The organism is Bacillus cereus group sp. MG16 (assembly GCF_040459875.1).
GTDB lineage: Bacteria > Bacillota > Bacilli > Bacillales > Bacillaceae_G > Bacillus_A > Bacillus_A paranthracis.
The window spans coordinates 331,937-353,483 of the sequence record NZ_JARVHE010000001.1; the positions used below are offsets into that span (position 1 = coordinate 331,937).

Genomic DNA, 21,547 nt, shown 5'->3' on the forward strand with positions numbered 1-21,547 from the left:
AGAGGCAATGAAATGACTGAACGTTTAAAAGTAATGACAATTTTCGGGACACGTCCAGAAGCAATTAAAATGGCACCTCTTGTATTAGAGTTGCAAAAGCATCCAGAGAAAATTGAATCGATTGTGACTGTTACAGCACAACATCGTCAAATGTTAGACCAAGTATTAAGTATCTTTGGAATTACACCAGATTTCGATTTGAATATTATGAAGGATCGCCAAACTTTAATCGATATTACAACGCGTGGTTTAGAAGGTTTGGATAAAGTAATGAAAGAAGCGAAGCCGGATATCGTACTTGTACATGGTGATACGACGACGACGTTTATTGCAAGCTTAGCTGCTTTCTATAATCAAATTCCAGTAGGTCATGTCGAGGCAGGACTTCGTACATGGGATAAATATTCTCCATACCCAGAAGAGATGAATCGTCAATTAACAGGTGTAATGGCAGATCTTCATTTCTCACCTACAGCAAAATCAGCAACGAACTTACAGAAAGAAAATAAAGATGAATCACGCATTTTCATAACAGGGAATACAGCGATTGACGCACTAAAAACGACTGTAAAAGAAACATATAGTCATCCTGTACTAGAGAAACTTGGAAGTGATCGTCTTGTACTTATGACAGCTCACCGTCGTGAAAACCTAGGAGAGCCAATGCGTAATATGTTCCGTGCAATTAAGCGTCTTGTTGATAAGCATGAAGACGTACAAGTTGTGTATCCTGTTCATATGAACCCTGTTGTTCGTGAAACTGCAAATGATATTTTAGGAGATCATGGCCGCATTCATTTAATTGAGCCGCTAGATGTAATTGATTTCCACAATGTTGCAGCTCGTTCATACTTAATGCTAACTGATTCTGGTGGTGTACAAGAGGAAGCTCCGTCATTAGGTGTACCGGTTCTTGTTCTTCGTGATACAACAGAGCGTCCAGAAGGTATTGAAGCAGGTACGTTGAAATTAGCGGGAACAGACGAAGAGACAATCTTTAGTCTTGCTGATGAGTTGTTATCAGACAAAGAAGCTCATGATAAGATGTCAAAAGCATCTAATCCGTACGGTGATGGCCGTGCATCAGAGCGTATTGTAGAAGCAATCTTAAAACATTTTAATAAATAAAAAAACAGCCAAATCGCATGCGATTTGGCTGTTTTATTGCTGATTTCTCATAATCCACTCTGCATGAGCATTCGTAGAAGGAGGGGGATCAGTTGGTGTTTTGTTCTGATTCTGATTCTGATTCGTTTCTTTCTTCGCTTTCTCGTTAGAGTTCGAATTTGAAGAAGGAGTGGATTCCGTTTTTGTTGTTGAATTTTCTTGCGTGGTTACCTTTTCTCCTAGTTCTTTTTTAATTTCGTTACGTACTGCCTCAACACCGTTTGGATCTGGAAGGAAGTAATAAATACCACCTATTTTTTTGTCTTCTCCTTCAAGTTTGAGTGTTTGTATTGTGGAAGGATCAAACCCAGAAAGTTTCTTGTAAAGAGCAAGGCCATCAGAAATAGGAATGTCAGTTTTTATATATTTTCCAACGACTGCTGTCAAATCTTTAATTTTAAATACGGTAGAGGTGGAATTTAGTTTTTGAACAACAGCAGCTAGTAATTGTCTTTGTCTAGCGGCACGACCATAGTCACCATTCGGATCTTGCTTTCGCATACGAACGTAAGCGAGTGCTTCTTCACCATTTAATTCTTGTTGTCCTTGCTTAAATTCGATTTTTTTGTAGTAATCCACGTCTGAACGCTCCCAAAAATCGAAGGGAACATCAACAGTAACACCGCCAACAGCATCAACAATACCTTTAAAGCCTTGGAAATCAATTTTAAGATAATGGTCGACAGGCACTTTTAGAAAACCTTCGACAGTTTTGATTGCCATTTCTTCTCCGCCGTAAGCATGCGCAGCGTTAATTTTGTCCTCTTTATTCTTTCCGACAATTGGAACGCGACTATCACGAGGGATACTCATAAGCGAAATCTTTTGCGTTTTCGGATTGACTGTCGCAAACATTAATGAATCTGTACGACCGTTTTGACCGTCTGTTGCATAATCTTCTATACCCATAATAAGGAGTGTAAAAGGCTCCTTTGTAATTTCTACATCTTCGGTTCTCAAATCCGATTTTTCACGAGTAAAACCACTATACATCCCCATGAGAGAAGAGTAGGAATTTAATATATAAAGTCCTACACTGCCAAATAAAAATAAGAAAATAAGGAAGTAGAAAAACTTTCTTCTTCGTTTCTTTTTTATTCTGCTATTTTGGAGATGATAATAACGTTCTTCCATATATAATCTCCTTAGTTCATTTGTAGGAAAGTAATTCACTACATTAATCTTTAAAGGCGATACAGTATCTATTCTTAGATAACATCTTGTTCTAAGTACAACATATCTCCTTCTGTAATTGTACATTTCCCATTTGTTAATTCAATCATCCAATCCGTGAATGCTTGTTTTCCATCTTCTTCTACATACGTATCAAATGTGACATTTTCGAGGTAATGTATATCTTTAATGGCATATTTTGAATTGCGTAATTCATTTTCAATTTTGCCAAGTAATGTGTAATCAATTTCGGTCTGCATAACACGCATTAATTTTCGCTCGACAACACCGACATGATTAATGCCTTCGCTTGTACATTTTCCATATGCGCGAATTAATCCACCAGCGCCCAGTTTGATGCCACCAAAATAGCGGGTAACGACAACGACGGTATCTTTTAAACCGCGTTTTTTTAGTACCTCTAACATAGGTACGCCAGCTGTACCGCTAGGTTCACCATCATCATTTGCTTTTTGAATTTGATCTTGTTCGCCAATTAAATAAGCAGAACAATTATGTGTTGCATTCCAGTTTTGTTTTTTGATTTTTTGTATGAATTCTTGAGCCTCTTCTTCGGTTGTAGCACGACTAACATAACAGATGAATCTTGATTTTTGAATAACAATTTCGTGTTCACCGTAGTCTTTTATTGTTAAATATTGTAATAACACTTGTATACGCTCCTATCCATCAAAATGACTAGTACTTTACATTTTAAAAGCGGGCGTTTTTATATTCAAACATTTTTTATAAATAAGCTGAAATTTTTGGTGAGTGTTTTACCTTTTTGTTGTAATTTGTCGAGATGATGAGTATAATTTCAAACCCGCATTTTCATGTATGGATGCACCATTTTTAGTTTTCGTGTAAAATTAGGAAATAAAAACTTTTTTATAAGGCAGGTACGAAAATGAAAACAGCTATTGTTACTGATAGTACAGCATATATACCGAAGCATATTCGTGATGAACTCAATATATATATGATTCCATTAAACGTTGTGTTTGGAACGGAATCTTATCAAGAAGAAGCTGAAATTTCAGCAGATGATTTTTATGTAAAAGTACGTGAGCAAGAAGAACTTCCAAAAACTTCTCAACCAGCAATCGGAAAGTTTGTTGAGCTATATGAAGAATTATCTAAGGATTATGATGCAGTTATTAGCATTCATCTTTCAAGTGGGATTAGTGGTACATATCAAACGTCAACGACAGCTGGTCAAATGGTAGAGGGTATTGATGTATATACGTACGACTCTGAAATTAGTTGTGAAGTACAAGGATTCTACGTGCGTGAAGGTGCAAAGCTAGCAAGCGAAGGGAAGGATCCAAAAGAGATTATCGCCCGTTTTGATGAAATGAAGAAAACGATGGACGCTTATTTTGTAGTAGATGATTTACACCATTTACAACGTGGAGGCCGATTAAATAGTGCGCAAGCTTTCATCGGTAGTCTGTTACAAGTAAAGCCGGTTTTATATTTTAGAGACAAAATCATTATCCCGTTTGAAAAGATTCGTACGCGTAAAAAAGCGTTAAAACGTATCATTGAAATTTTTGATGAGCAAGCAAGTAAAGGTGTACCTATGGAAGCAGTTATCATTCATGCACAACGTGAAGAGGAAGCGAATGAATGGAAGGCAGAATTAGAAGCAAAATATCCTCATGTTACAATCCGTACAGGTTATTTCGGTGCTGTAATTGGAACGCATTTAGGTGAAGGTGCACTAGGTCTTGGATGGTATACGAAGTAATAAAGATGTAAAAAGCTCTCTTTCGGAAGAGGTTTTTTTTACGGATATTTTACGTGAAGTTGACAAGTTAATATTTGGAAATGGTAAAATGTACGTAAAATAAAATAATGAGGAAAGTTTTATAACTTACTTTTTACAAGAAACTATATTATAATAGAAGAGAGGTGAAACATATGGAGCATAATTCTTGTTTATGTCCAAAGTTTGAGTCAGCTTTTACTTTGCTTAGTAAGAAATGGACTGGCTTAATTATTAAATCTTTGCTGGAAGAGTCAAAACGTTTTAGAGAAATCGCAGATATTATACCGAATATGAGCGATCGTATGTTATCAGAGCGTTTAAAGGAATTGGAAAGCGAAGGCATTGTAGTTCGTAATGTTTATCCAGAAGTACCAGTTCGAATCGAGTACGGCTTAACGGACAAGGGAAAAGCGTTAGAAAGTGTTATGGATGAAGTCCAAAATTGGGCTGAGAAATGGATGAAATAACGTTTTGATTTCATCCGTATTAGTATATTTAATAAAACGTAAGGGAAACCTTACGTTTTTTTTCTTTGCTTACAAAAAGTATTTAAAATTCTACACATACGTACAAAAATATGCATATTTTGCGATAGTGTTACATATAATATTACATTTGTTTTACAAAAGCGTAACATTAGCAAAAAAAATCCCGAATTATGGTATAAATTTTATAGGTTATATACGGAAAAAGAAAAAAGAAAGCGGTGTAAAAAATAAAATGAAAAAGCTAAAAATGGCATCTTGCGCATTAGTGGCAGGGTTAATGTTTTCAGGACTAACACCAAATGTATTTGCTGAAGATAAAATTTCTGACGTGAAATCACAAATTAATACACAAAATGACACTTTACATAAACAACAACAAGAACGTGATGAATTACAAAAACAAATGAATGACTTAAACAAAACAATTCAAGGTTTAGATAAGTCTGTTCAAGAGAATGCTGCAAAGCTTGATGAAACAACGAAAAAAGTTGCGGACACTGAGCAATTAATCGAAAAGAAAAATAAAGATATTGCAGAATTACAAACGAAAATTGCAAAACGTGAGGAGTTATTAAGAAAACGTTTAGTTGCACTTCAAGAGCAACCAAACACAAACGTTGTAACAGAAGTTCTTGTAAACTCTAAAAATATTGCAGATTTAGTTGATCGTTTAAATTCAGTTTCTAAAATTCTTGAGTCTGACGAAGACATCATGAAAACACAACAAGAAGATCAAGCGAACGTGAAAAAAGATGTTGAAACGGTAAAAACAAAGCAAAAAGAATTAAAAGAAGCACAAGCTCAAATTGAAACTGCTAAAAAAGAACTTGATGTTGAAAAAGCGAAAAAAGCAGCGGCAGTAAACGATTTAAGCGGTAAAATGGATACAGTTGTAACTTCAATGACAAGTACGGAAGATCAATTGAAGGAGCTTGAACAACAGGCATTAAAATTACAGCAAATTGCTGAAAAAGAAGCACAAGAAAAAGCAGCGCAAGAAGTTGCTGCTCAAAAACAAGCAGAACAAGCTGCTCAGCAAGCTCAGGCTCAACAAGCTCCAGCTCAACCAGCACAAGCAGAGCCAGCAGCACCAGCAAACAATGCTGTACAAGCTCCAAAAGAAGAATCTAAAAAAGAAGAGCCTAAAAAAGAAGAAGCGAAAAAACCAGCACCAAAACCAACACCAACACCAGCACCAGCACCAACAAATGATGTTGTTGAAAAAGCTAAAGGCTTAGTAGGTCTAAAATACGTATGGGGTAGTGCGTCAATTTCAAATGGTGGATTTGACTGCAGTGGTTTAATCTCTTACGTGTATGGTTTAGGTCGTCAAGATACTAGAGGTCTATGGAACTCTGTACAAAAGATTAGCCCATCTGAAGCAAAACCAGGAGATCTTATCTTCTTACAAGGTACTTACAGAGCAGGCGTATCTCACGTTGGTATTTATATTGGTGGCGGTCAAATGATCCATGCTGCTGATGAATCAACGGGTGTTACTTACGGTAGTGTAAATAGTTCTTATAACCAAAAACATTTCTTAGGTTACGGTAGATTATAGGATTATAATTGAATAAAAAACGTGTATAAAGTCGATAGCTTACTATTTTATAAGTAGGTTATCGGCTTTTTTGCGTTTTTACGAGATTATAAGAAAGGCTTATAGTAATGCTGGAGGTGAGTGCTAATGCTTGCTGGAAAACAGTTGCTATTAGAAGAACTCTCTTCAGATTTACGGAGAGAATTAAGTGATTTGACAAAGAAGGGAGAGGTTGTATGTGTACAAGGTATAACGAAGAATACTTCTAAATATATATGTCAGCGCTGCGGAAATATAGAGCAGCGGCTATTTGCATCATTTTTATGTAAAAGGTGCGGTAAAGCATGCGCGTATTGCCGGAAGTGTATCACGATGGGGAGAGTTAGCGAATGTACTGTACTTGTTCGCGGGATTCATGAAAGAAACGGAGACGGGGAGCTAAATCCATTACAGTGGAATGGGGCTTTATCGATTGGTCAGGAGTTGGCGGCGCAAGGAGTTATAGAAGCGATTAAGCAGAAAGAATCTTTTTTTATTTGGGCTGTGTGCGGGGCTAGAAAAACAGAAATGTTATTTTACGGTATAGAAGAGGCGCTCCAAAAAGGAGAAAGAGTTTGTATCGCAACGCCAAGGACTGACGTTGTACTGGAATTAGCGCCGAGATTACAAGAAGTGTTTCCAAGTATAACTGTAGCTGCTTTATACGGAGGGAGTGTAGATCATAAAAAAGATGCAGCGTTAGTCGTTGCAACGACTCACCAACTGTTACGTTACTATAGAGCGTTTCATGTGATGATTGTAGATGAGATTGATGCCTTCCCGTATCATGCAGATCAAATGTTACAGTATGCAGTTAGGCAAGCAATGAAAGAGAAAGCAGCGCGTATTTATTTAACTGCAACCCCTGATGAAAAGTGGAAGCGTAATTTCAGAAGGGGGAAACAAAAAGGTGTTATTGTGTCAGGACGATACCATCGTCACCCGTTACCAGTTCCTCTATTTAGTTGGTGCGGAAATTGGAAGAAAAGCCTCCATCATAAAAAAATTCCTCGCGTGTTACTACAATGGTTAAAAATGAACTTAAATAAAAAGTATCCTATTTTTTTATTTGTTCCTCATGTGCGATATATAGAAGAAATAAGTCAGTTGTTGAAAGGATTGGATAATAGAATCGATGGCGTGCATGCAGAAGATTCGATGAGAAAAGAAAAAGTAGCATCTTTCAGAAAGGGAGACATTCCGTTATTAGTTACAACGACAATTTTAGAAAGAGGAGTAACTGTGAAGAATTTACAAGTGGCTGTGTTAGGAGCTGAAGAAGAAATTTTTTCAGAGAGTGCGCTCGTACAAATTGCAGGCCGAGCGGGGCGTAGTTTTGAAGAGCCATATGGTGAGGTTATGTATTTTCATTACGGTAAGACAGAGGCAATGGTACGCGCGAAAAAACATATTCAAAGTATGAACAAAAATGCGAAAGAACAAGGATTGATCGATTAATGCATTGTTTACTTTGTGATGAGTATATGGTGGAAACAGTTAGTTGGTACACCTTCTTTGTAAAGTCCCCAAAAAAATATGTATGTGATAGATGTGAGCAAAAACTTTCCTATATTATAGGAGGAATTTGCATGGATTGTGGTCGTCCTTTAGATGACTTACCTACTCGATATAAAGAAAATGATATTTGCATGGACTGTGTAAGATGGAGGAATGAGGAAGGATATCGTCCTTTTAAAAATCGTTCGTTGTACGTGTACAATGATGATATGAAAGGTATACTAGCGCAGTTTAAGTTTCGAGGTGATGCGGAGTTAGTTCGTATTTTTTATCAATCTTTTCGGGAGTTATTTCAAAAGTATTTTACGGACGTTTCAACTGTTATTGCTGTTCCGCTTAGTAGGGAACGAGAATATGAACGAGGTTTTAATCAAGCAGAGTTATTAGCAGCATGTTTGCCTGTCAAAAATTTTTATTCATCATTAAGAAGGAAGGAAACAGAAAAGCAAAGTAAGAAATCGCGTAAAGAAAGGCTTTCGGGAAGTAATCCTTTTTATTTTCAGAGAGAAGAGATGTTTCATGGTCAACACATTTTACTTGTTGATGATGTATATACGACAGGAATTACAGTGAGACAAATTGGAAGTCTTTTCTATGATAAAGGAGCAAGCGAAGTTTCTAGTTTGACGCTCTGTAGAAGTTGATCTGTAACTGTCGAAAGAGATAATAAAAAGACGATAAGTCTTCTTTGACTTCGTATGTTGTCATTCGTTATAGTGAAATTATGGGGCAAATGCCCTGATTTTTAGAGTGAAGGGAATGGAATGAACATGCAAGGAAGAGTAAAATGGTTCAATGCAGAAAAGGGATTTGGGTTTATTGAGCGTGAAGACGGTGATGATGTGTTTGTTCATTTTTCTGCTATTCAACAAGATGGATATAAGTCATTAGAAGAAGGGCAACAAGTTGAGTTTGATATTGTAGAGGGAGCACGTGGACCGCAAGCAGCTAATGTTGTAAAACTGTAGGTATATTGTTTTTGGGAAGAGAAAGCTGCGCTTGTGGCAACGTTATATATATGGTAGAACCTCTTGTTTTTTTGCAAGGGGTTTTTGTTATGAATGGAGTTGTCAAAAAGTTGTTTCTTTTCTGTAACGAATTGTCCACAGTTATATTCGTTATTCACGATGTTAATAGGATAAAATAAAGATAGAAACGATGCATCTTTTCATTTCAACAAAAAACGATAAAAAAATCGCAATTCCACTAATTTTTTTAAAAAAGTTAGAAGGAGTTTTTAAGCCGGTGTCGAAATTATAGTACATAGGCTTGAAAGGAGGAATTCATCTATGAAATTCAACATTCGTGGTGAAAATATTGAAGTAACTCCAGCATTAAAGGAATATGTAGAGAAAAAACTAAGTAAGTTAGAGCGTTATTTTGATACATTCCCAGAGATTAAAGTTAATTTAAAAGTATACTCTGACAAGCAACGTGTCGAGGTAACAATTCCATTTACTGATTTATTACTTCGTGCAGAAGAAACTAATAGCGATATGTACGCTGCTATCGATTTAGTAGTTGATAAACTTGAGCGACAAATTCGTAAACATAAAACAAAAGTAAATCGTAAGTTACGTGAGAAAGGTTCTATGAAAACGAACTTTATCCTTCCAGAAGCAGTAGCTGTTCTGGATGAGGTAGAAGAGGATGAACTAGAACTTGTACGTACAAAACGATTCGATTTAAAACCGATGGACGTTGAAGAGGCAATCCTACAAATGGATATGCTAGGACATAATTTCTTCGTCTTCACAAATGCTGATACAAATGAAACTAACGTTGTATATGGCCGTAAAGATGGGAAATATGGTTTAATTGAAACTAAATAATAATTCAAAAGCGCAGCCGAAATGGCTGCGCTTTTTTTGTATTTTTATTTTTCGCAGCAAGGTTAAAAAACTTTGTAAGTAGCCGATTTCATTAAGAAGTAATTTTAGGCATTATTTCGTTAAAATCGCATGAGAAAATTCAAAACTTAGAGAAGTGAGTTACTCGTTATTATTTGGAACAAGCATAGGAATGTAGCTATCTTTACAAGTAATTCTTTGCTAGGAGTATATTATTGTTTTTGAAAATTTAACAAAATGTTCGCAAGTGTAAAAGTAACATTAAATATTCTGAAATCAATTGAAGGTATGTTGAGGGGTTGTTACTATAATATCGTATTATATTGATTCTGTTCCGTCAGTGGAAAAATAAAATCAATATAATGCTACAAATTATCGGAGGTGCTTTTAGTGAGCATTAAGAAAAAAAGTCGTTTTATGCTTGGATCTGTTTTATCTTTAGGTATTTTAGCTAGTACTTTCGTTTTAACCGAACCAGCTAATGCTGATACAAGGGATGATCATGTAGAATTTACCTTTAGACTTTGGAATGCATATGATTATACTAATGCACGTCCTAAAGAGACACCTACTTCTATGTATATGCGCGTGAAGAGTAGTGAAAAGGGCGGTGGTTCTTTCAACGTTTGGACAGAAGCAGATAAAAATAAAGGTAAAGGTGATAGAGATTGGGTAAATGTTTCAGGTGAGTCAGGTAAGCATGAAGGAACGGTGCGACCAGGTAAAACGTATCTTTTCCAAAATTACGCATATGAAAACTATGGGAAAAATGTACCTGTGAGATTCGGTGGTTATTCTAGAGAAAATAATGCTTATCCTACTGCTTGGAGTCCTGATAGTGTAAGACCTAGTGGACCTTACACTGAATATTGATTTAGAAATTATAAATTAAAATTATTTATTGTGTAACGTTAGAAAAAGTCGTCTAGTTCGTCATCTGGATTATACGACTTTTTCTACTATTTCATTTTTTGAATAGGAGGGGCTGCAATGAAGCTTATTTCAAAATATATTTTATTCTGTTGTTTTATATTGATTATTTGTTTATTAGCTTCTTGCCATAAGAAAGTAGATGAACCTATTGTAAATATTGAAGATACTTTAACGGAAAAAGATAATTTGAAAAGTATTCAGTTGAAAGAAATTAATAAAAATACTGTTTTTGAACAAGTATTTTTGGAAAATGAAACTGGTGATGATTTCTTTCAAGGGCAAATAGATAGAAATGATATTGCAATAAAAGATAATCTTTCAAATAAAAAAATAAAGTCAGGAGTTATACCAGAAAATTATTATGTTTTTTTGACAGGTGTTACGAATAAAAAAAAACCAACGTATCTTTTGGGGCGGATTGAACAAATTGATGGGAAAATAATTCAGTGGAAACAAGAAGTTAAGAGTGTAAAAAGAAAAGGTACAAATGATGTTTATCAGTATGAAGTTGAGTTTCCTAAATTTGAAGGAGAGAGAGCAAATGTTTCTTTTCGTTACATCTGGTTAAATAAAGAAAATAAATGTTATGGTGTTGCGGATCAACTGTTCATATTAAAAAAGATTTGAATTTCATTAATGGTTTATGGAGGAGCTGTAGATGAGTTACTTTTTAAGAAGGATTTTAAAAGGTAAAATGTTTTGGTTGTCTTTATTTATTATGTTAGTAATTATTGCTGCTCAATATATTTCTATGCTAGTAACAACTAAAGGATTTAATGATACTGGGATTATAAAGGTATCACCATATTTATCTAATATTTTATATTTTACTAGATTACCATTTTATAGTGAGTTTTATCTACTTATATTTCCTATGATCTCTGCAATGGCTGTAGCAGGGATTTATAGAATCGATAAAAATTATGGATTTATTTATCCTGTTATTTCTAAAATGGGAACGGGTTATTATTTTAAGCTACTTTATTTTATTAATTTTATTGTATCTTTTTTTATTATAAGTGTCCCTTTACTATTTAACTTTTATTTATATGCAATGACTTATCCAACAGTTGCTCCGCATCCGGTATTAAATTATATGGCTGCTACTGTTTCACCAACAGCTCAATTTCATACGGTTTATTATGAGTATCCTACTTTATATTTTCTTATGTATGTATTTTTAAATGGTTTATACGGTGCGGTTTTGTCAAGTTTGGCTTTATCAGTTTCGTTTTTTATAAAACGAGTTTATTTTATTTATTTAGTGCCATTTATTTTACATATTTTTTGGCTTGGTATTGGAAAGGGAATTCTCAATCCTAAAGATTATTTAATTAAAGATCTCGGCTTTTTTGAATTAAAAATTTTTCTTAGTGTATTGTTATGTATTTGGTTTTGTTCTGTAGTTCTTTATTTACGGGGGAGTAGGAAGCATGTTCTTTTATAATGTAATGAAAGAAACTATAAGGATGAAATATATTTGGTTAAGTATTCTTTTTTTACTTAATGTCAGTATCATAGGTTGTTTGTTCAATTATTTTGAACCTGGAATTGTAAAAGAGAAAATGAACGAATTGGAAGCCTTGTATAAGGTTATGTCGTTTTATAATTTATCGACTATATTTATTCCTTTAACTATCGTTTTTTCTGTATATTCTATGTCAAATTTTTTTAGTATTTATGTAGTGTATCGAGTGAATAATGCATTGAAGTTAGTTTTTATATATTATTTGAAACTATTCGTTTTTGTTTGTTTTTTTGCTGGGAGTATGATTTTACAGTTGTTTTTGATGTCGAATATGATGGCTGTAACTAGTGTTGATGTAAATTATCCATTATTATTTTGCATTCAACTATTTGCGAATATTTTTATATGCATGATAAGTGCTTTCTTGCAATTATTTTTACCTAGTTTACTTGTAATAATATGTATGATTACTGCTGTTTTATTAGATAGATTTATATTACATGGATTTTTATTTACAAATGCTTTTTATATAAATGTGTTTGAAGATGCTACTGGTTTACTTATACGCTTATTTGGATGTTTTTTTATCTTTTTTATAAGTGTATGGATTTTATCTAAAAAAAGTTATATTTCTATGAATGATGAGACAGAGGTGATCTAGTTTACATTATGATTTTATATTATTTGTTAAAAAGAGATTTACATGTAAGGTTTCGAGATTCCATCAAGATAATGGCTTTTTTATTCTTAATTTACGCTATGATTGTAGTTACTTTTTTATACAATCAGCCTCTTAGTAATGGTAAAGAAACTGTATTAGTAGATGTTACCTTTTATCGATTTTTTCATGGAGTAGACTTTGTGGATTTATCTTATTTTTATAAGGAGGGGCGATTTTCTATCCCTTTTTATTGGATATTCTTTCAAATCGTTCCTTTGTTGCTAGTAGGGAAGTTTGCCCTTTCAGATATTCAACAGAATGGTGTTTATTTATTTCCTCGTGTTAAGAAGAAGCATTTTCTGTGGTTAACGAAAATGCTATCTTTGTTTTTTTACATAGTTTGTATTTGGGTTGTTATGTATTTTATTTGGTTTACGGTATACTATTTGCTTCCTTATGGCGAGAGTTCTTTATATATTCAATTTCCTTATAAGATATTAGGTACTATGCTAATTCAAATCATTATCAGCTTTTTATTAGCTTTAATTTTTGAGCTTTTAACGTTCTATATACCAATAACTATTGTTTTTTTACTAATGTTGTTGTACCTATTTTTGTCTATTTTCTTTCATAGTATTTATTTTTTAGGATCTTTTGTTATGCCAAATCGTTGGTATTTTGTTGATCATAGTTCAATTCAATTGACTTTAGGTAATAATCAATCTATTCAATGGAATGATTTACTTCTAATAGGAGTAGTAATTGTTGTTGTAATGATTTTATTAGGTAGTTTTTGTTTTAAAAAACTAGATGTGATAGGTGAATAATTTATGGACAATTATATTAAATGTGAATGTATGACGAAAAGATTAAAGGGAAATATTGTGTTAGATAATATTAGTTTGTCAGTAAAAAAAGGAGAGTTTTTAGTTTTGAAGGGGCATAATGGTTCTGGTAAAACAATGATTTTACGTGCTATATCAGGATTAATGCGTTTAAATTCTGGAGTTGTTTATATAGATAATGAAATGATTGGAAAACAAAAGCAATTCCCTGATTCTATGGGGATATTGATTGAATATCCAAGTTTTATTCCAGGGTATACTGGTTTTCAGAACTTGAAGTTTTTATCATCGATTAACAATAAAATCTCTGATGAGGAAATTTATAATATTATTCAAAGGGTTGGACTTGATAAAACAGATAAGAGAAAGTATAAAAGATACTCTTTAGGTATGAAACAACGTTTAGGGATAGCGCAAGCTTTAATGGAGCAACCAACACTATTGTTATTAGACGAGCCAACGAATGCTTTAGATAGTGATGGGATAAAAGATGTTTTGGATATTTTGAAAGTAGAAAAGTCTAAAGGAACGACTATTGTTGTAGCCAGTCATGATGTGCATGTTCTAGATAATGAAATGGTAGATCGTATTGTACATGTTAATAATGGAAAGTTGGTAGATTAAGAGTGACAAGAAAATATGTCTTAATAAGCGTTGGATTGTGTCTGTTGCTATGTATATTTGCTAGTTTATTAAGATTTAAAACATTAAATCTTAATAATGAATCTTATAAAGTGGTAAAAGATGAGTTTTTATCTAATAGAACTTTTGAAGATGGGCAAGGAGTTACTTTTCATGCACTTAATCCTCTTGATCCTACAAAAGTTTATGATCCTTATGAAGACCGTGAAGTAGTGACGTATGTATTACCTTTAGATATTACAAATACAACGAATCGGGATATTAATTTGCTTAGTAATAAGTCTATTTCTAATACAATGTTTTATTCTAAAATAGGAGAGTTTTATAATGTAATTCCGTATTCAATGGAATTACCTGAAAAATATCAGTTTGAGCCTGTAATACCTGCTGGTAAAACAGTGCGAGGATATATAGGGACAAATTATTTTATAGGAGATGATCCTTATAAAAATTATAAAAACTTTTCAAATGAATCAACTAAAGTGAAATTCATTTCTTTTATGAAGGATCAGAAAGGGAAGTATCATGAATTAGAAATACCGATAAATTAATAAAATTTATGATTGATACAGTTATATTTTAATGGTGTTTGTAGATCTTGCAACATAACAATATTTTTTAAAGTCGGAGTTTTTTTGCAGGTGTAAGTATCCATGGATGCTGCACCTGCGAAATTTCCGGCTTTTTGTAATTGTCGATTTAGATTTTATTAAGGAATTTCTGGTAGTCATGTTCTTTAAAAGGAAACTTGAAAGAATAGGACTTAGATTTAATACGAAATTTGTAACGTGAAATTGAAATAGCGAGACAGAGAAAAGGAACGTAACAAATAAAATAAAAACTTTTTTTGAATATAAGGCCCGACATTTTGCCGATTGTTGTCATAGTTATAAGACAAGTGTTACAATTATCATTAGGTATATACATTTTAGTTTTTTTAATTAGGAGAAAAATTGGCATAACATACATTTGATTTTTATAACGACTGATTGTAATAGAGAAAAAGAAAAACAATCGGAAGTTTTATTTTAATAAAAAAGAGGAGCGTATTTCCTATGATCGGTATTTTAAAAAAGGTATTTGATGTAAATCAACGCCAAATTAAACGTATGCAGAAGACAGTTGAGCAAATTGATGCATTAGAGCCATCTATTAAGCCATTAACTGATGAACAATTAAAAGGGAAGACGCTTGAATTTAAAGAACGTCTAACAAAAGGTGAAACAGTAGATGATCTACTACCTGAAGCTTTTGCGGTTGTTCGTGAAGCTGCGACTCGTGTTCTTGGAATGCGTCCGTATGGTGTACAGTTAATGGGTGGTATTGCCTTACATGAAGGGAATATCTCTGAGATGAAAACGGGTGAAGGTAAAACGTTAACATCTACATTACCTGTATATTTAAATGCTTTGACAGGAAAAGGTGTTCACGTTGTTACAGTCAATGAATACTTAGCGCAACGTGATGCGAGCGAAATGGGACAACTTCATGAGTTCCTAGGATTAACAGTAGGAATTAATTTAAACAGTATGTCACGCGAAGAGAAACAAGAGGCTTATGCTGCTGATATTACGTATAGCACAAATAATGAGCTTGGATTCGATTACTTACGTGACAACATGGTTTTATATAAAGAGCAGTGCGTTCAACGCCCACTGCACTTTGCTATTATCGATGAAGTCGATTCTATCTTAGTCGATGAAGCGCGTACGCCACTTATTATTTCTGGACAAGCTCAAAAATCAACAGAGCTGTACATGTTTGCAAATGCATTCGTTCGTACGTTAGAAAATGAAAAAGATTATTCATTTGATGTGAAGACGAAAAATGTAATGTTAACAGAAGATGGTATTACGAAAGCGGAGAAAGCTTTCCATATTGAAAACTTATTTGATTTAAAACATGTAGCGCTTCTTCACCATATTAATCAGGCACTTCGTGCGCACGTTGTTATGCATCGTGATACAGATTATGTTGTACAAGAAGGCGAAATCGTAATTGTAGACCAATTTACTGGTCGTCTTATGAAAGGTCGTCGTTATAGCGAAGGGTTACACCAAGCTATCGAGGCAAAAGAAGGCGTAGAAATTCAAAATGAAAGTATGACGCTTGCGACAATTACATTCCAGAACTACTTCCGTATGTACGAAAAGTTATCTGGTATGACTGGTACAGCGAAAACAGAGGAAGAGGAATTCCGTAACATTTATAATATGAACGTTATCGTAATTCCAACGAACAAACCGATTATTCGTGATGACCGTGCGGATTTAATATTCAAATCAATGGAAGGTAAATTTAATGCTGTTGTTGAGGATATTGTAAATCGTCATAAACAAGGGCAACCTGTTCTTGTCGGTACAGTTGCGATTGAAACGTCAGAGCTTATTTCAAAAATGTTAACGCGTAAAGGTGTACGTCATAACATCTTAAATGCGAAAAACCATGCGCGTGAAGCGGATATCATTGCAGAAGCAGGTATAAAAGGCGCTGTAACGATTGCGACGAACATGGCAGGTCGTGGTACAGATATTAAGCTTGGAGACGATGTGAAAAACGTTGGTTTAGCCGTTATCGGTACAGAGCGTCACGAAAGTCGTCGTATTGATAACCAGTTACGTGGTCGTGCTGGTCGTCAAGGGGACCCAGGTGTTACGCAGTTCTACTTATCAATGGAAGATGAACTAATGCGTCGCTTCGGTTCTGATAATATGAAAGCGATGATGGATCGCCTTGGTATGGATGATTCTCAGCCAATCGAAAGTAAAATGGTTTCTCGTGCAGTAGAATCTGCGCAAAAACGTGTAGAAGGAAATAACTATGATGCACGTAAGCAGTTACTACAATATGATGATGTACTTCGTCAGCAACGTGAAGTTATTTACAAACAGCGTCAAGAGGTAATGGAGTCTGAGAACTTACGCGGTATTATTGAAGGTATGATGAAATCTACAGTAGAGCGTGCGGTTGCACTTCATACACAAGAGGAAATTGAAGAAGATTGGAACATTAAAGGTCTTGTTGACTACTTAAATACAAACCTTCTGCAAGAAGGAGATGTGAAAGAAGAAGAATTACGTCGCCTTGCTCCAGAGGAAATGAGCGAGCCAATTATCGCGAAATTAATAGAGCGTTACAATGACAAGGAAAAGCTTATGCCAGAAGAGCAAATGCGTGAGTTCGAAAAAGTTGTTGTATTCCGTGTTGTAGATACGAAATGGACAGAGCATATCGATGCGATGGATCACCTTCGTGAAGGTATTCATTTACGTGCTTACGGTCAAATTGATCCACTTCGTGAGTATCAAATGGAAGGGTTCGCAATGTTCGAATCAATGATTGCTTCTATTGAAGAGGAAATTTCTCGTTACATTATGAAAGCTGAAATTGAACAAAACTTAGAGCGTCAAGAAGTTGTTCAAGGTGAAGCTGTTCACCCATCTAGCGATGGCGAAGAGGCGAAGAAAAAACCAGTTGTAAAAGGTGACCAAGTGGGCCGCAACGATTTATGTAAATGTGGTAGCGGTAAAAAATATAAAAACTGCTGTGGCATTGGGAAGTAATATAGGGCGGTAGCCCAGGCTGCTTTGCAAACTTTTACATCAAAAATGTATAATTAAGAAGGATTAAACTCTCTCCGTCATAAGTGGAGAGAGTTTCCCTTGTTTTCATACGAAAGTAACAGCAATTACATAGAGGTGAAGGAAATGGAATTAGTAGAAATTAGACAGGAATTAGAGAAAATGGCTAAGAGATTAGCGGCTTTTAGGGGGTCTCTTTGACCTCCCTACTAAGGAGAAACAAATTGCAGAATTAGAAGAGAAAATGATGGGTGCAGGATTTTGGGATGACCAACAAGGCGCACAAGCTGTAATTAACGAAGCAAATGCACTGAAAGATATGGTTGGAAAGTTCCGTCAGCTAGATGAGACGTTCGAAAACCTAGAAATTACGCATGAGCTTTTAAAAGAAGAGTATGATGAAGATTTACATGAGGAACTTGAATCAGAAGTAAAAGGCTTAATTCAAGAAATGAATGAGTATGAGCTGCAGTTACTACTTAGCGATCCTTATGATAAAAATAACGCCATTTTAGAATTACACCCAGGTGCTGGTGGAACAGAGTCACAAGACTGGGGCTCTATGTTACTACGTATGTACACACGTTGGGCTGAAAAACGTGGGTTTAAAGTAGAAACGGTTGACTACTTACCAGGTGATGAAGCTGGTATTAAGAGTGTTACTTTATTAATTAAAGGTCATAACGCTTACGGTTACTTAAAGGCAGAGAAAGGTGTACATCGTCTTGTACGTATTTCTCCATTCGATTCTTCAGGCCGTCGTCATACATCATTCGTATCTTGTGAAGTTGTACCTGAGTTCAATGATGAAGTTGAAATTGAAGTGCGTACAGAAGACTTGAAAATTGATACGTATCGTGCAAGTGGAGCGGGTGGACAGCACGTTAATACGACAGATTCAGCAGTTCGTATTACGCATACACCGACAAATACGGTTGTAACGTGTCAGTCAGAGCGTTCTCAAATTAAAAACCGTGAGCATGCGATGAAGATGTTAAAAGCGAAATTATATCAAAAGAAATTAGAAGAGCAACAAGCGGAGTTAGATGAAATTCGCGGAGAACAAAAAGAAATCGGATGGGGTAGCCAAATCCGTTCTTACGTATTCCACCCATATTCTCTTGTGAAAGACCACCGTACAAATACAGAGGTTGGTAATGTGCAAGCAGTTATGGATGGAGAAATTGATCCATTTATTGATGCTTACTTACGTTCTCGCATCTAATAAGCTAAGTGAAAAAAAGCCAACAAAATTGTTGGCGCACGTTGAGGATATAGAGGACATAAAGAGTGCTATTTTATTTATATGGATGAAGTACAGAGGAAGAGAAGTTGGAAACGACAACTTCTCTTTTTGATGGGATTATATGTAGCATACAATGTTGTATATTGTTTTGTAAAAAGTAGAAAATAGTAAAACAGATTGGCAATAGAGTAAGGCTTTCTACAGAATTTTTCTAAATTCCCGTTCAAAAAGAATCCTTTATAGAAGTTTATAAGTTGTTCACAGAATTGAAACAACTTATAAAAGCTTTATATCATTAGGGTTCTCACTTTATTTTTGAAGAATATGAAATATACCTTAGTTTTTCTATATAAAGATAATGCTTATAATGAAAATGAGTGTGTTAGGAATGAAAAGAATATCAACAATGGGGAGCGATAGAAATGAAAAAGAAATTATTGGCTATTGCGCTAGGAACATCAGTCGTTTTTGCTTTAGGAGCGTGTGGAAATAAAGAAGAGAGTAAGCCTTCGAACCAGTCTGCAAGTACAGACAGTGCAGAACAAATTTTCCAAAGAAGTTGTGCTGGGTGTCACGCAACAGATTTATCAGGAGCAACTGGACCTGATTTAAGAAAAGTAGGCGGGAAGTACGACGCTGCAGATATCGAAGAAATTATTAAAAAAGGTCGCGGTTCAATGTCGCCAGGACTTATTCAAGGTGAAGATGCGAAAAAAGTAGCTGAGTGGTTAGCTGAACATAAATAAAAAGGGGTAAAATGGACGAGTTGATTCATATAATCAACTCGTTTCCCTTTTTTTGGAATGTAACATAACTGTAACAAAAATGTATCCAAACTGGAAACCGTTTGATGTTACAATGAGGTTTGTAGAATTTTGCTGAAATATATTACATAGAGTAGTATTGCTTAGAAAAAGAGTATAAGTAGACTACCTTCAACAAGAGTGGTTTAAAAGAGAATAAAGGTTTAACTTTTATTTTCAAATGTACAGAAAAGTATTTCGAAAAAAATCATTAAGTATTGGGTGATAAATAATGATAAAAATGACGAATGTTTATAAGGAGTACCCGAATGGTATGAAAGCCATTGCTGGTCTCACAGTTAACATTAAACAAGGCGAGTTTGTATACGTAGTTGGACCGAGTGGAGCCGGAAAATCTACATTTATTAAAATGATGTATCGTGAAGAGAAGCCATCTACAGGATCAATTAATGTAAATGGTCTTACTATCGAGTCATTAGCAGAAAGAGACGTTCCATATTTCCGTCGTCAATTAGGCGTGATTTTCCAAGACTTTAAATTACTACCTAAATTAACGGTATATGAGAATGTTGCGTTTGCCTTAGAAGTAATTGAAGAAGAGCCAGATGCAATTCGTGAGCGTGTAACAGAAGTGTTAGGTCTTGTAGGTCTTGAAGATCGTGCAGACGCACTTCCAAGCGAACTTTCAGGCGGGGAGCAGCAACGTGTTGCGATTGCGAGAGCAATTGTTAATAGACCAAAGGTTGTAATTGCCGATGAGCCAACAGGTAACTTAGATATTGAAACAGCTCTTGATATTATGAAGATTTTCACGCGCATTAATGAGCGTGGTACAACGATCGTTATGGCGACACATAACGCAGATATCGTAAATACAATCCGTCATCGTGTAATCGCGATTGAAGGCGGAAAAATTGTTCGAGATGAGATGGAGGGAGGATACGGATATGAAGGCTAAGACCCTTAGTCGACATTTGCGAGAAGGTGTAAAGAATCTATCACGTAACGGATGGATGACGTTTGCTTCTGTTAGTGCAGTAACAGTTACATTATTACTTGTAGGTGTCTTTTTAACAGCGATTATGAATATGAACCATTTTGCGACGAAAGTAGAGCAAGATGTAGAAATTCGTGTACACATTGATCCAGCAGCAAAAGAAGCTGATCAAAAGAAATTAGAAGATGATATGAGTAAGATTGCAAAAGTAGACTCTATTAAATATTCTTCTAAAGAAGAAGAGTTAAAACGTTTAATTAAAAGCTTAGGCGATAGCGGAAAGACATTTGAGTTATTTGAACAAGATAACCCACTTAAAAACGTATTCGTTGTAAAAGCAAAAGAACCAACAGATACAGCAACAATTGCGAAAAAGATTGAAAAAATGCAGTTTGTAAGTAATGTTCAGTACGGAAAAGGGCAAGTTGAACGATTATTTGATACTGTAAAAACTGGTCGTAACATCGGGATTGTGTTAATTGCTGGTCTATTATTCACAGCGATGTTCTTAATCTCTAATACAATTAAAATTACAATTTATGCTCGTAGTACAGAAATCGAAATTATGAAACTTGTAGGTGCAACAAACTGGTTTATTCGTTGGCCGTTCTTATTAGAGGGATTATTCCTAGGAGTATTAGGATCAATTATTCCAATTGGCTTAATTCTAGTTACGTATAATTCGTTGCAAGGTGTGTTTAACGAAAAACTTGGCGGAACAATTTTCGAACTTCTACCATACAGCCCATTCGTATTCCAATTAGCTGGTTTACTAGTGTTAATCGGGGCTTTAATCGGTATGTGGGGAAGTGTAATGTCAATTCGTCGCTTCTTAAAAGTATAAAAAGTTGCAAACATAAT

At 34.8% G+C, this 21,547-nt stretch carries 22 protein-coding genes; 20 read left to right on the plus strand and 2 right to left on the minus strand.

Going from position 1 to position 21,547, the window contains the following annotated elements; genetic code table 11:
• Positions 1-12: 12 nt before the first annotated feature.
• Positions 13-1,128: a non-hydrolyzing UDP-N-acetylglucosamine 2-epimerase gene (wecB, locus tag QCI73_RS01570; RefSeq protein ID WP_000140134.1), complete on the plus strand. Its 1,116-nt coding sequence runs from the start codon at positions 13-15 to the stop codon at positions 1,126-1,128.
• Between the two features lie 33 nt (positions 1,129-1,161).
• Here the strand turns inward: wecB and QCI73_RS01575 are convergent, their stop codons facing one another.
• Both QCI73_RS01575 and QCI73_RS01580 read right to left on the minus strand, forming a co-directional pair.
• A complete protein-coding gene (locus QCI73_RS01575; RefSeq protein ID WP_353822405.1) occupies positions 1,162-2,301 on the minus strand; it encodes an LCP family protein in 1,140 nt (379 codons plus the stop codon).
• A gap of 74 nt (positions 2,302-2,375) precedes the next feature.
• Positions 2,376-3,011: a YigZ family protein gene (locus QCI73_RS01580; protein ID WP_000926682.1), complete on the minus strand. Its 636-nt coding sequence runs from the start codon at positions 3,009-3,011 to the stop codon at positions 2,376-2,378.
• A 239-nt stretch (positions 3,012-3,250) separates the two neighbouring features.
• Between QCI73_RS01580 and QCI73_RS01585 the strand changes: the two genes are divergently transcribed.
• The 19 genes from QCI73_RS01585 to ftsX all read left to right on the plus strand — a co-directional run bounded on the left by QCI73_RS01585 (position 3,251) and on the right by ftsX (position 21,530).
• Positions 3,251-4,093 carry a DegV family protein gene (locus tag QCI73_RS01585; protein WP_000844764.1) on the plus strand — a complete coding sequence of 281 codons (843 nt, stop codon included), beginning with the start codon at positions 3,251-3,253 and terminating at the stop codon, positions 4,091-4,093.
• Positions 4,094-4,266: 173 nt separating this feature from the next.
• Positions 4,267-4,581, plus strand: a complete 315-nt coding sequence (locus tag QCI73_RS01590) for a winged helix-turn-helix transcriptional regulator (protein WP_000400857.1) — start codon at positions 4,267-4,269, stop codon at positions 4,579-4,581.
• A gap of 148 nt (positions 4,582-4,729) precedes the next feature.
• Complete coding sequence (locus QCI73_RS01595; RefSeq protein ID WP_353824082.1) at positions 4,730-6,163, plus strand: C40 family peptidase; 1,434 nt, start codon at positions 4,730-4,732, stop codon at positions 6,161-6,163.
• 126 nt (positions 6,164-6,289) lie between these two features.
• A complete protein-coding gene (comFA, locus tag QCI73_RS01600) occupies positions 6,290-7,639 on the plus strand; it encodes an ATP-dependent helicase ComFA (protein ID WP_353822406.1) in 1,350 nt (449 codons plus the stop codon).
• Complete coding sequence (locus QCI73_RS01605; protein WP_001998620.1) at positions 7,639-8,343, plus strand: ComF family protein; 705 nt, start codon at positions 7,639-7,641, stop codon at positions 8,341-8,343. The genes comFA and QCI73_RS01605 overlap by 1 nt, the downstream gene beginning before the upstream one ends.
• A gap of 126 nt (positions 8,344-8,469) precedes the next feature.
• Positions 8,470-8,667: a cold shock protein CspC gene (cspC, locus tag QCI73_RS01610; RefSeq protein ID WP_001162041.1), complete on the plus strand. Its 198-nt coding sequence runs from the start codon at positions 8,470-8,472 to the stop codon at positions 8,665-8,667.
• 321 nt (positions 8,668-8,988) lie between these two features.
• On the plus strand, positions 8,989-9,531 hold the full coding sequence (hpf, locus tag QCI73_RS01615; protein ID WP_000671190.1) for a ribosome hibernation-promoting factor, HPF/YfiA family: 543 nt from the start codon (positions 8,989-8,991) through the stop codon (positions 9,529-9,531).
• A 408-nt stretch (positions 9,532-9,939) separates the two neighbouring features.
• On the plus strand, positions 9,940-10,422 hold the full coding sequence (locus QCI73_RS01620; protein ID WP_000023378.1) for a hypothetical protein: 483 nt from the start codon (positions 9,940-9,942) through the stop codon (positions 10,420-10,422).
• A gap of 117 nt (positions 10,423-10,539) precedes the next feature.
• A complete protein-coding gene (locus QCI73_RS01625; RefSeq protein WP_327923247.1) occupies positions 10,540-11,109 on the plus strand; it encodes a hypothetical protein in 570 nt (189 codons plus the stop codon).
• 31 nt (positions 11,110-11,140) lie between these two features.
• Positions 11,141-11,929 (plus strand): hypothetical protein, encoded by a 789-nt coding sequence (locus QCI73_RS01630; RefSeq protein ID WP_327923245.1) that lies wholly within the window; start codon positions 11,141-11,143, stop codon positions 11,927-11,929.
• Positions 11,916-12,611, plus strand: a complete 696-nt coding sequence (locus QCI73_RS01635) for a hypothetical protein (protein ID WP_327923243.1) — start codon at positions 11,916-11,918, stop codon at positions 12,609-12,611. Before QCI73_RS01630 ends, QCI73_RS01635 begins: the two co-directional genes overlap by 14 nt.
• A gap of 71 nt (positions 12,612-12,682) precedes the next feature.
• A complete protein-coding gene (locus QCI73_RS01640) occupies positions 12,683-13,438 on the plus strand; it encodes a hypothetical protein (RefSeq protein ID WP_353824083.1) in 756 nt (251 codons plus the stop codon).
• 3 nt (positions 13,439-13,441) lie between these two features.
• Entirely contained in the window at positions 13,442-14,080 is a 639-nt protein-coding gene (locus QCI73_RS01645) for an ATP-binding cassette domain-containing protein (protein ID WP_044792036.1), read from the plus strand.
• Positions 14,081-14,121: 41 nt separating this feature from the next.
• The gene (locus QCI73_RS01650; RefSeq protein WP_041184268.1) at positions 14,122-14,649 is read left to right on the plus strand and encodes a hypothetical protein; all 528 of its coding nucleotides are present in this window, start codon (positions 14,122-14,124) and stop codon (positions 14,647-14,649) included.
• Positions 14,650-15,153: 504 nt separating this feature from the next.
• Positions 15,154-17,661 (plus strand): preprotein translocase subunit SecA, encoded by a 2,508-nt coding sequence (gene secA, locus QCI73_RS01655; protein WP_048553050.1) that lies wholly within the window; start codon positions 15,154-15,156, stop codon positions 17,659-17,661.
• Positions 17,662-17,805: 144 nt separating this feature from the next.
• Positions 17,806-18,904, plus strand: a protein-coding gene (prfB, locus tag QCI73_RS01660) for a peptide chain release factor 2 (RefSeq protein ID WP_096001716.1) whose coding sequence is annotated in 2 segments (ribosomal slippage) — positions 17,806-17,877 and positions 17,879-18,904 — 1,098 coding nt in all. Because the reading frame shifts where the segments join, the coding sequence is not laid out codon by codon here.
• Between the two features lie 443 nt (positions 18,905-19,347).
• Positions 19,348-19,671, plus strand: coding sequence for a cytochrome c551 (gene cccB / locus QCI73_RS01665; protein WP_000727968.1), 324 nt, complete (start codon positions 19,348-19,350; stop codon positions 19,669-19,671).
• A gap of 289 nt (positions 19,672-19,960) precedes the next feature.
• Complete coding sequence (ftsE, locus tag QCI73_RS01670; protein WP_000594318.1) at positions 19,961-20,647, plus strand: cell division ATP-binding protein FtsE; 687 nt, start codon at positions 19,961-19,963, stop codon at positions 20,645-20,647.
• Positions 20,637-21,530, plus strand: a complete 894-nt coding sequence (ftsX, locus tag QCI73_RS01675; protein WP_000645019.1) for a permease-like cell division protein FtsX — start codon at positions 20,637-20,639, stop codon at positions 21,528-21,530. The genes ftsE and ftsX overlap by 11 nt, the downstream gene beginning before the upstream one ends.
• Positions 21,531-21,547 lie beyond the last annotated feature (17 nt).

Bases quoted from the DNA above. Each gene is read 5' to 3' on its own strand.
- wecB (WP_000140134.1), top strand. From the start codon at position 13: ATGACTGAACGTTTAAAAGTAATGACAATTTTCGGGACACGTCCAGAA.
- QCI73_RS01575 (WP_353822405.1), bottom strand. From the start codon at position 2,301: ATGGAAGAACGTTATTATCATCTCCAAAATAGCAGAATAAAAAAGAAA.
- QCI73_RS01585 (WP_000844764.1), top strand. From the start codon at position 3,251: ATGAAAACAGCTATTGTTACTGATAGTACAGCATATATACCGAAGCAT.
- QCI73_RS01590 (WP_000400857.1), top strand. From the start codon at position 4,267: ATGGAGCATAATTCTTGTTTATGTCCAAAGTTTGAGTCAGCTTTTACT.
- comFA (WP_353822406.1), top strand. From the start codon at position 6,290: ATGCTTGCTGGAAAACAGTTGCTATTAGAAGAACTCTCTTCAGATTTA.
- QCI73_RS01605 (WP_001998620.1), top strand. From the start codon at position 7,639: ATGCATTGTTTACTTTGTGATGAGTATATGGTGGAAACAGTTAGTTGG.
- cspC (WP_001162041.1), top strand. From the start codon at position 8,470: ATGCAAGGAAGAGTAAAATGGTTCAATGCAGAAAAGGGATTTGGGTTT.
- hpf (WP_000671190.1), top strand. From the start codon at position 8,989: ATGAAATTCAACATTCGTGGTGAAAATATTGAAGTAACTCCAGCATTA.
- QCI73_RS01625 (WP_327923247.1), top strand. From the start codon at position 10,540: ATGAAGCTTATTTCAAAATATATTTTATTCTGTTGTTTTATATTGATT.
- QCI73_RS01630 (WP_327923245.1), top strand. From the start codon at position 11,141: ATGAGTTACTTTTTAAGAAGGATTTTAAAAGGTAAAATGTTTTGGTTG.
- QCI73_RS01635 (WP_327923243.1), top strand. From the start codon at position 11,916: ATGTTCTTTTATAATGTAATGAAAGAAACTATAAGGATGAAATATATT.
- QCI73_RS01640 (WP_353824083.1), top strand. From the start codon at position 12,683: ATGGCTTTTTTATTCTTAATTTACGCTATGATTGTAGTTACTTTTTTA.
- QCI73_RS01645 (WP_044792036.1), top strand. From the start codon at position 13,442: ATGGACAATTATATTAAATGTGAATGTATGACGAAAAGATTAAAGGGA.
- secA (WP_048553050.1), top strand. From the start codon at position 15,154: ATGATCGGTATTTTAAAAAAGGTATTTGATGTAAATCAACGCCAAATT.
- cccB (WP_000727968.1), top strand. From the start codon at position 19,348: ATGAAAAAGAAATTATTGGCTATTGCGCTAGGAACATCAGTCGTTTTT.
- ftsE (WP_000594318.1), top strand. From the start codon at position 19,961: ATGATAAAAATGACGAATGTTTATAAGGAGTACCCGAATGGTATGAAA.
- ftsX (WP_000645019.1), top strand. From the start codon at position 20,637: ATGAAGGCTAAGACCCTTAGTCGACATTTGCGAGAAGGTGTAAAGAAT.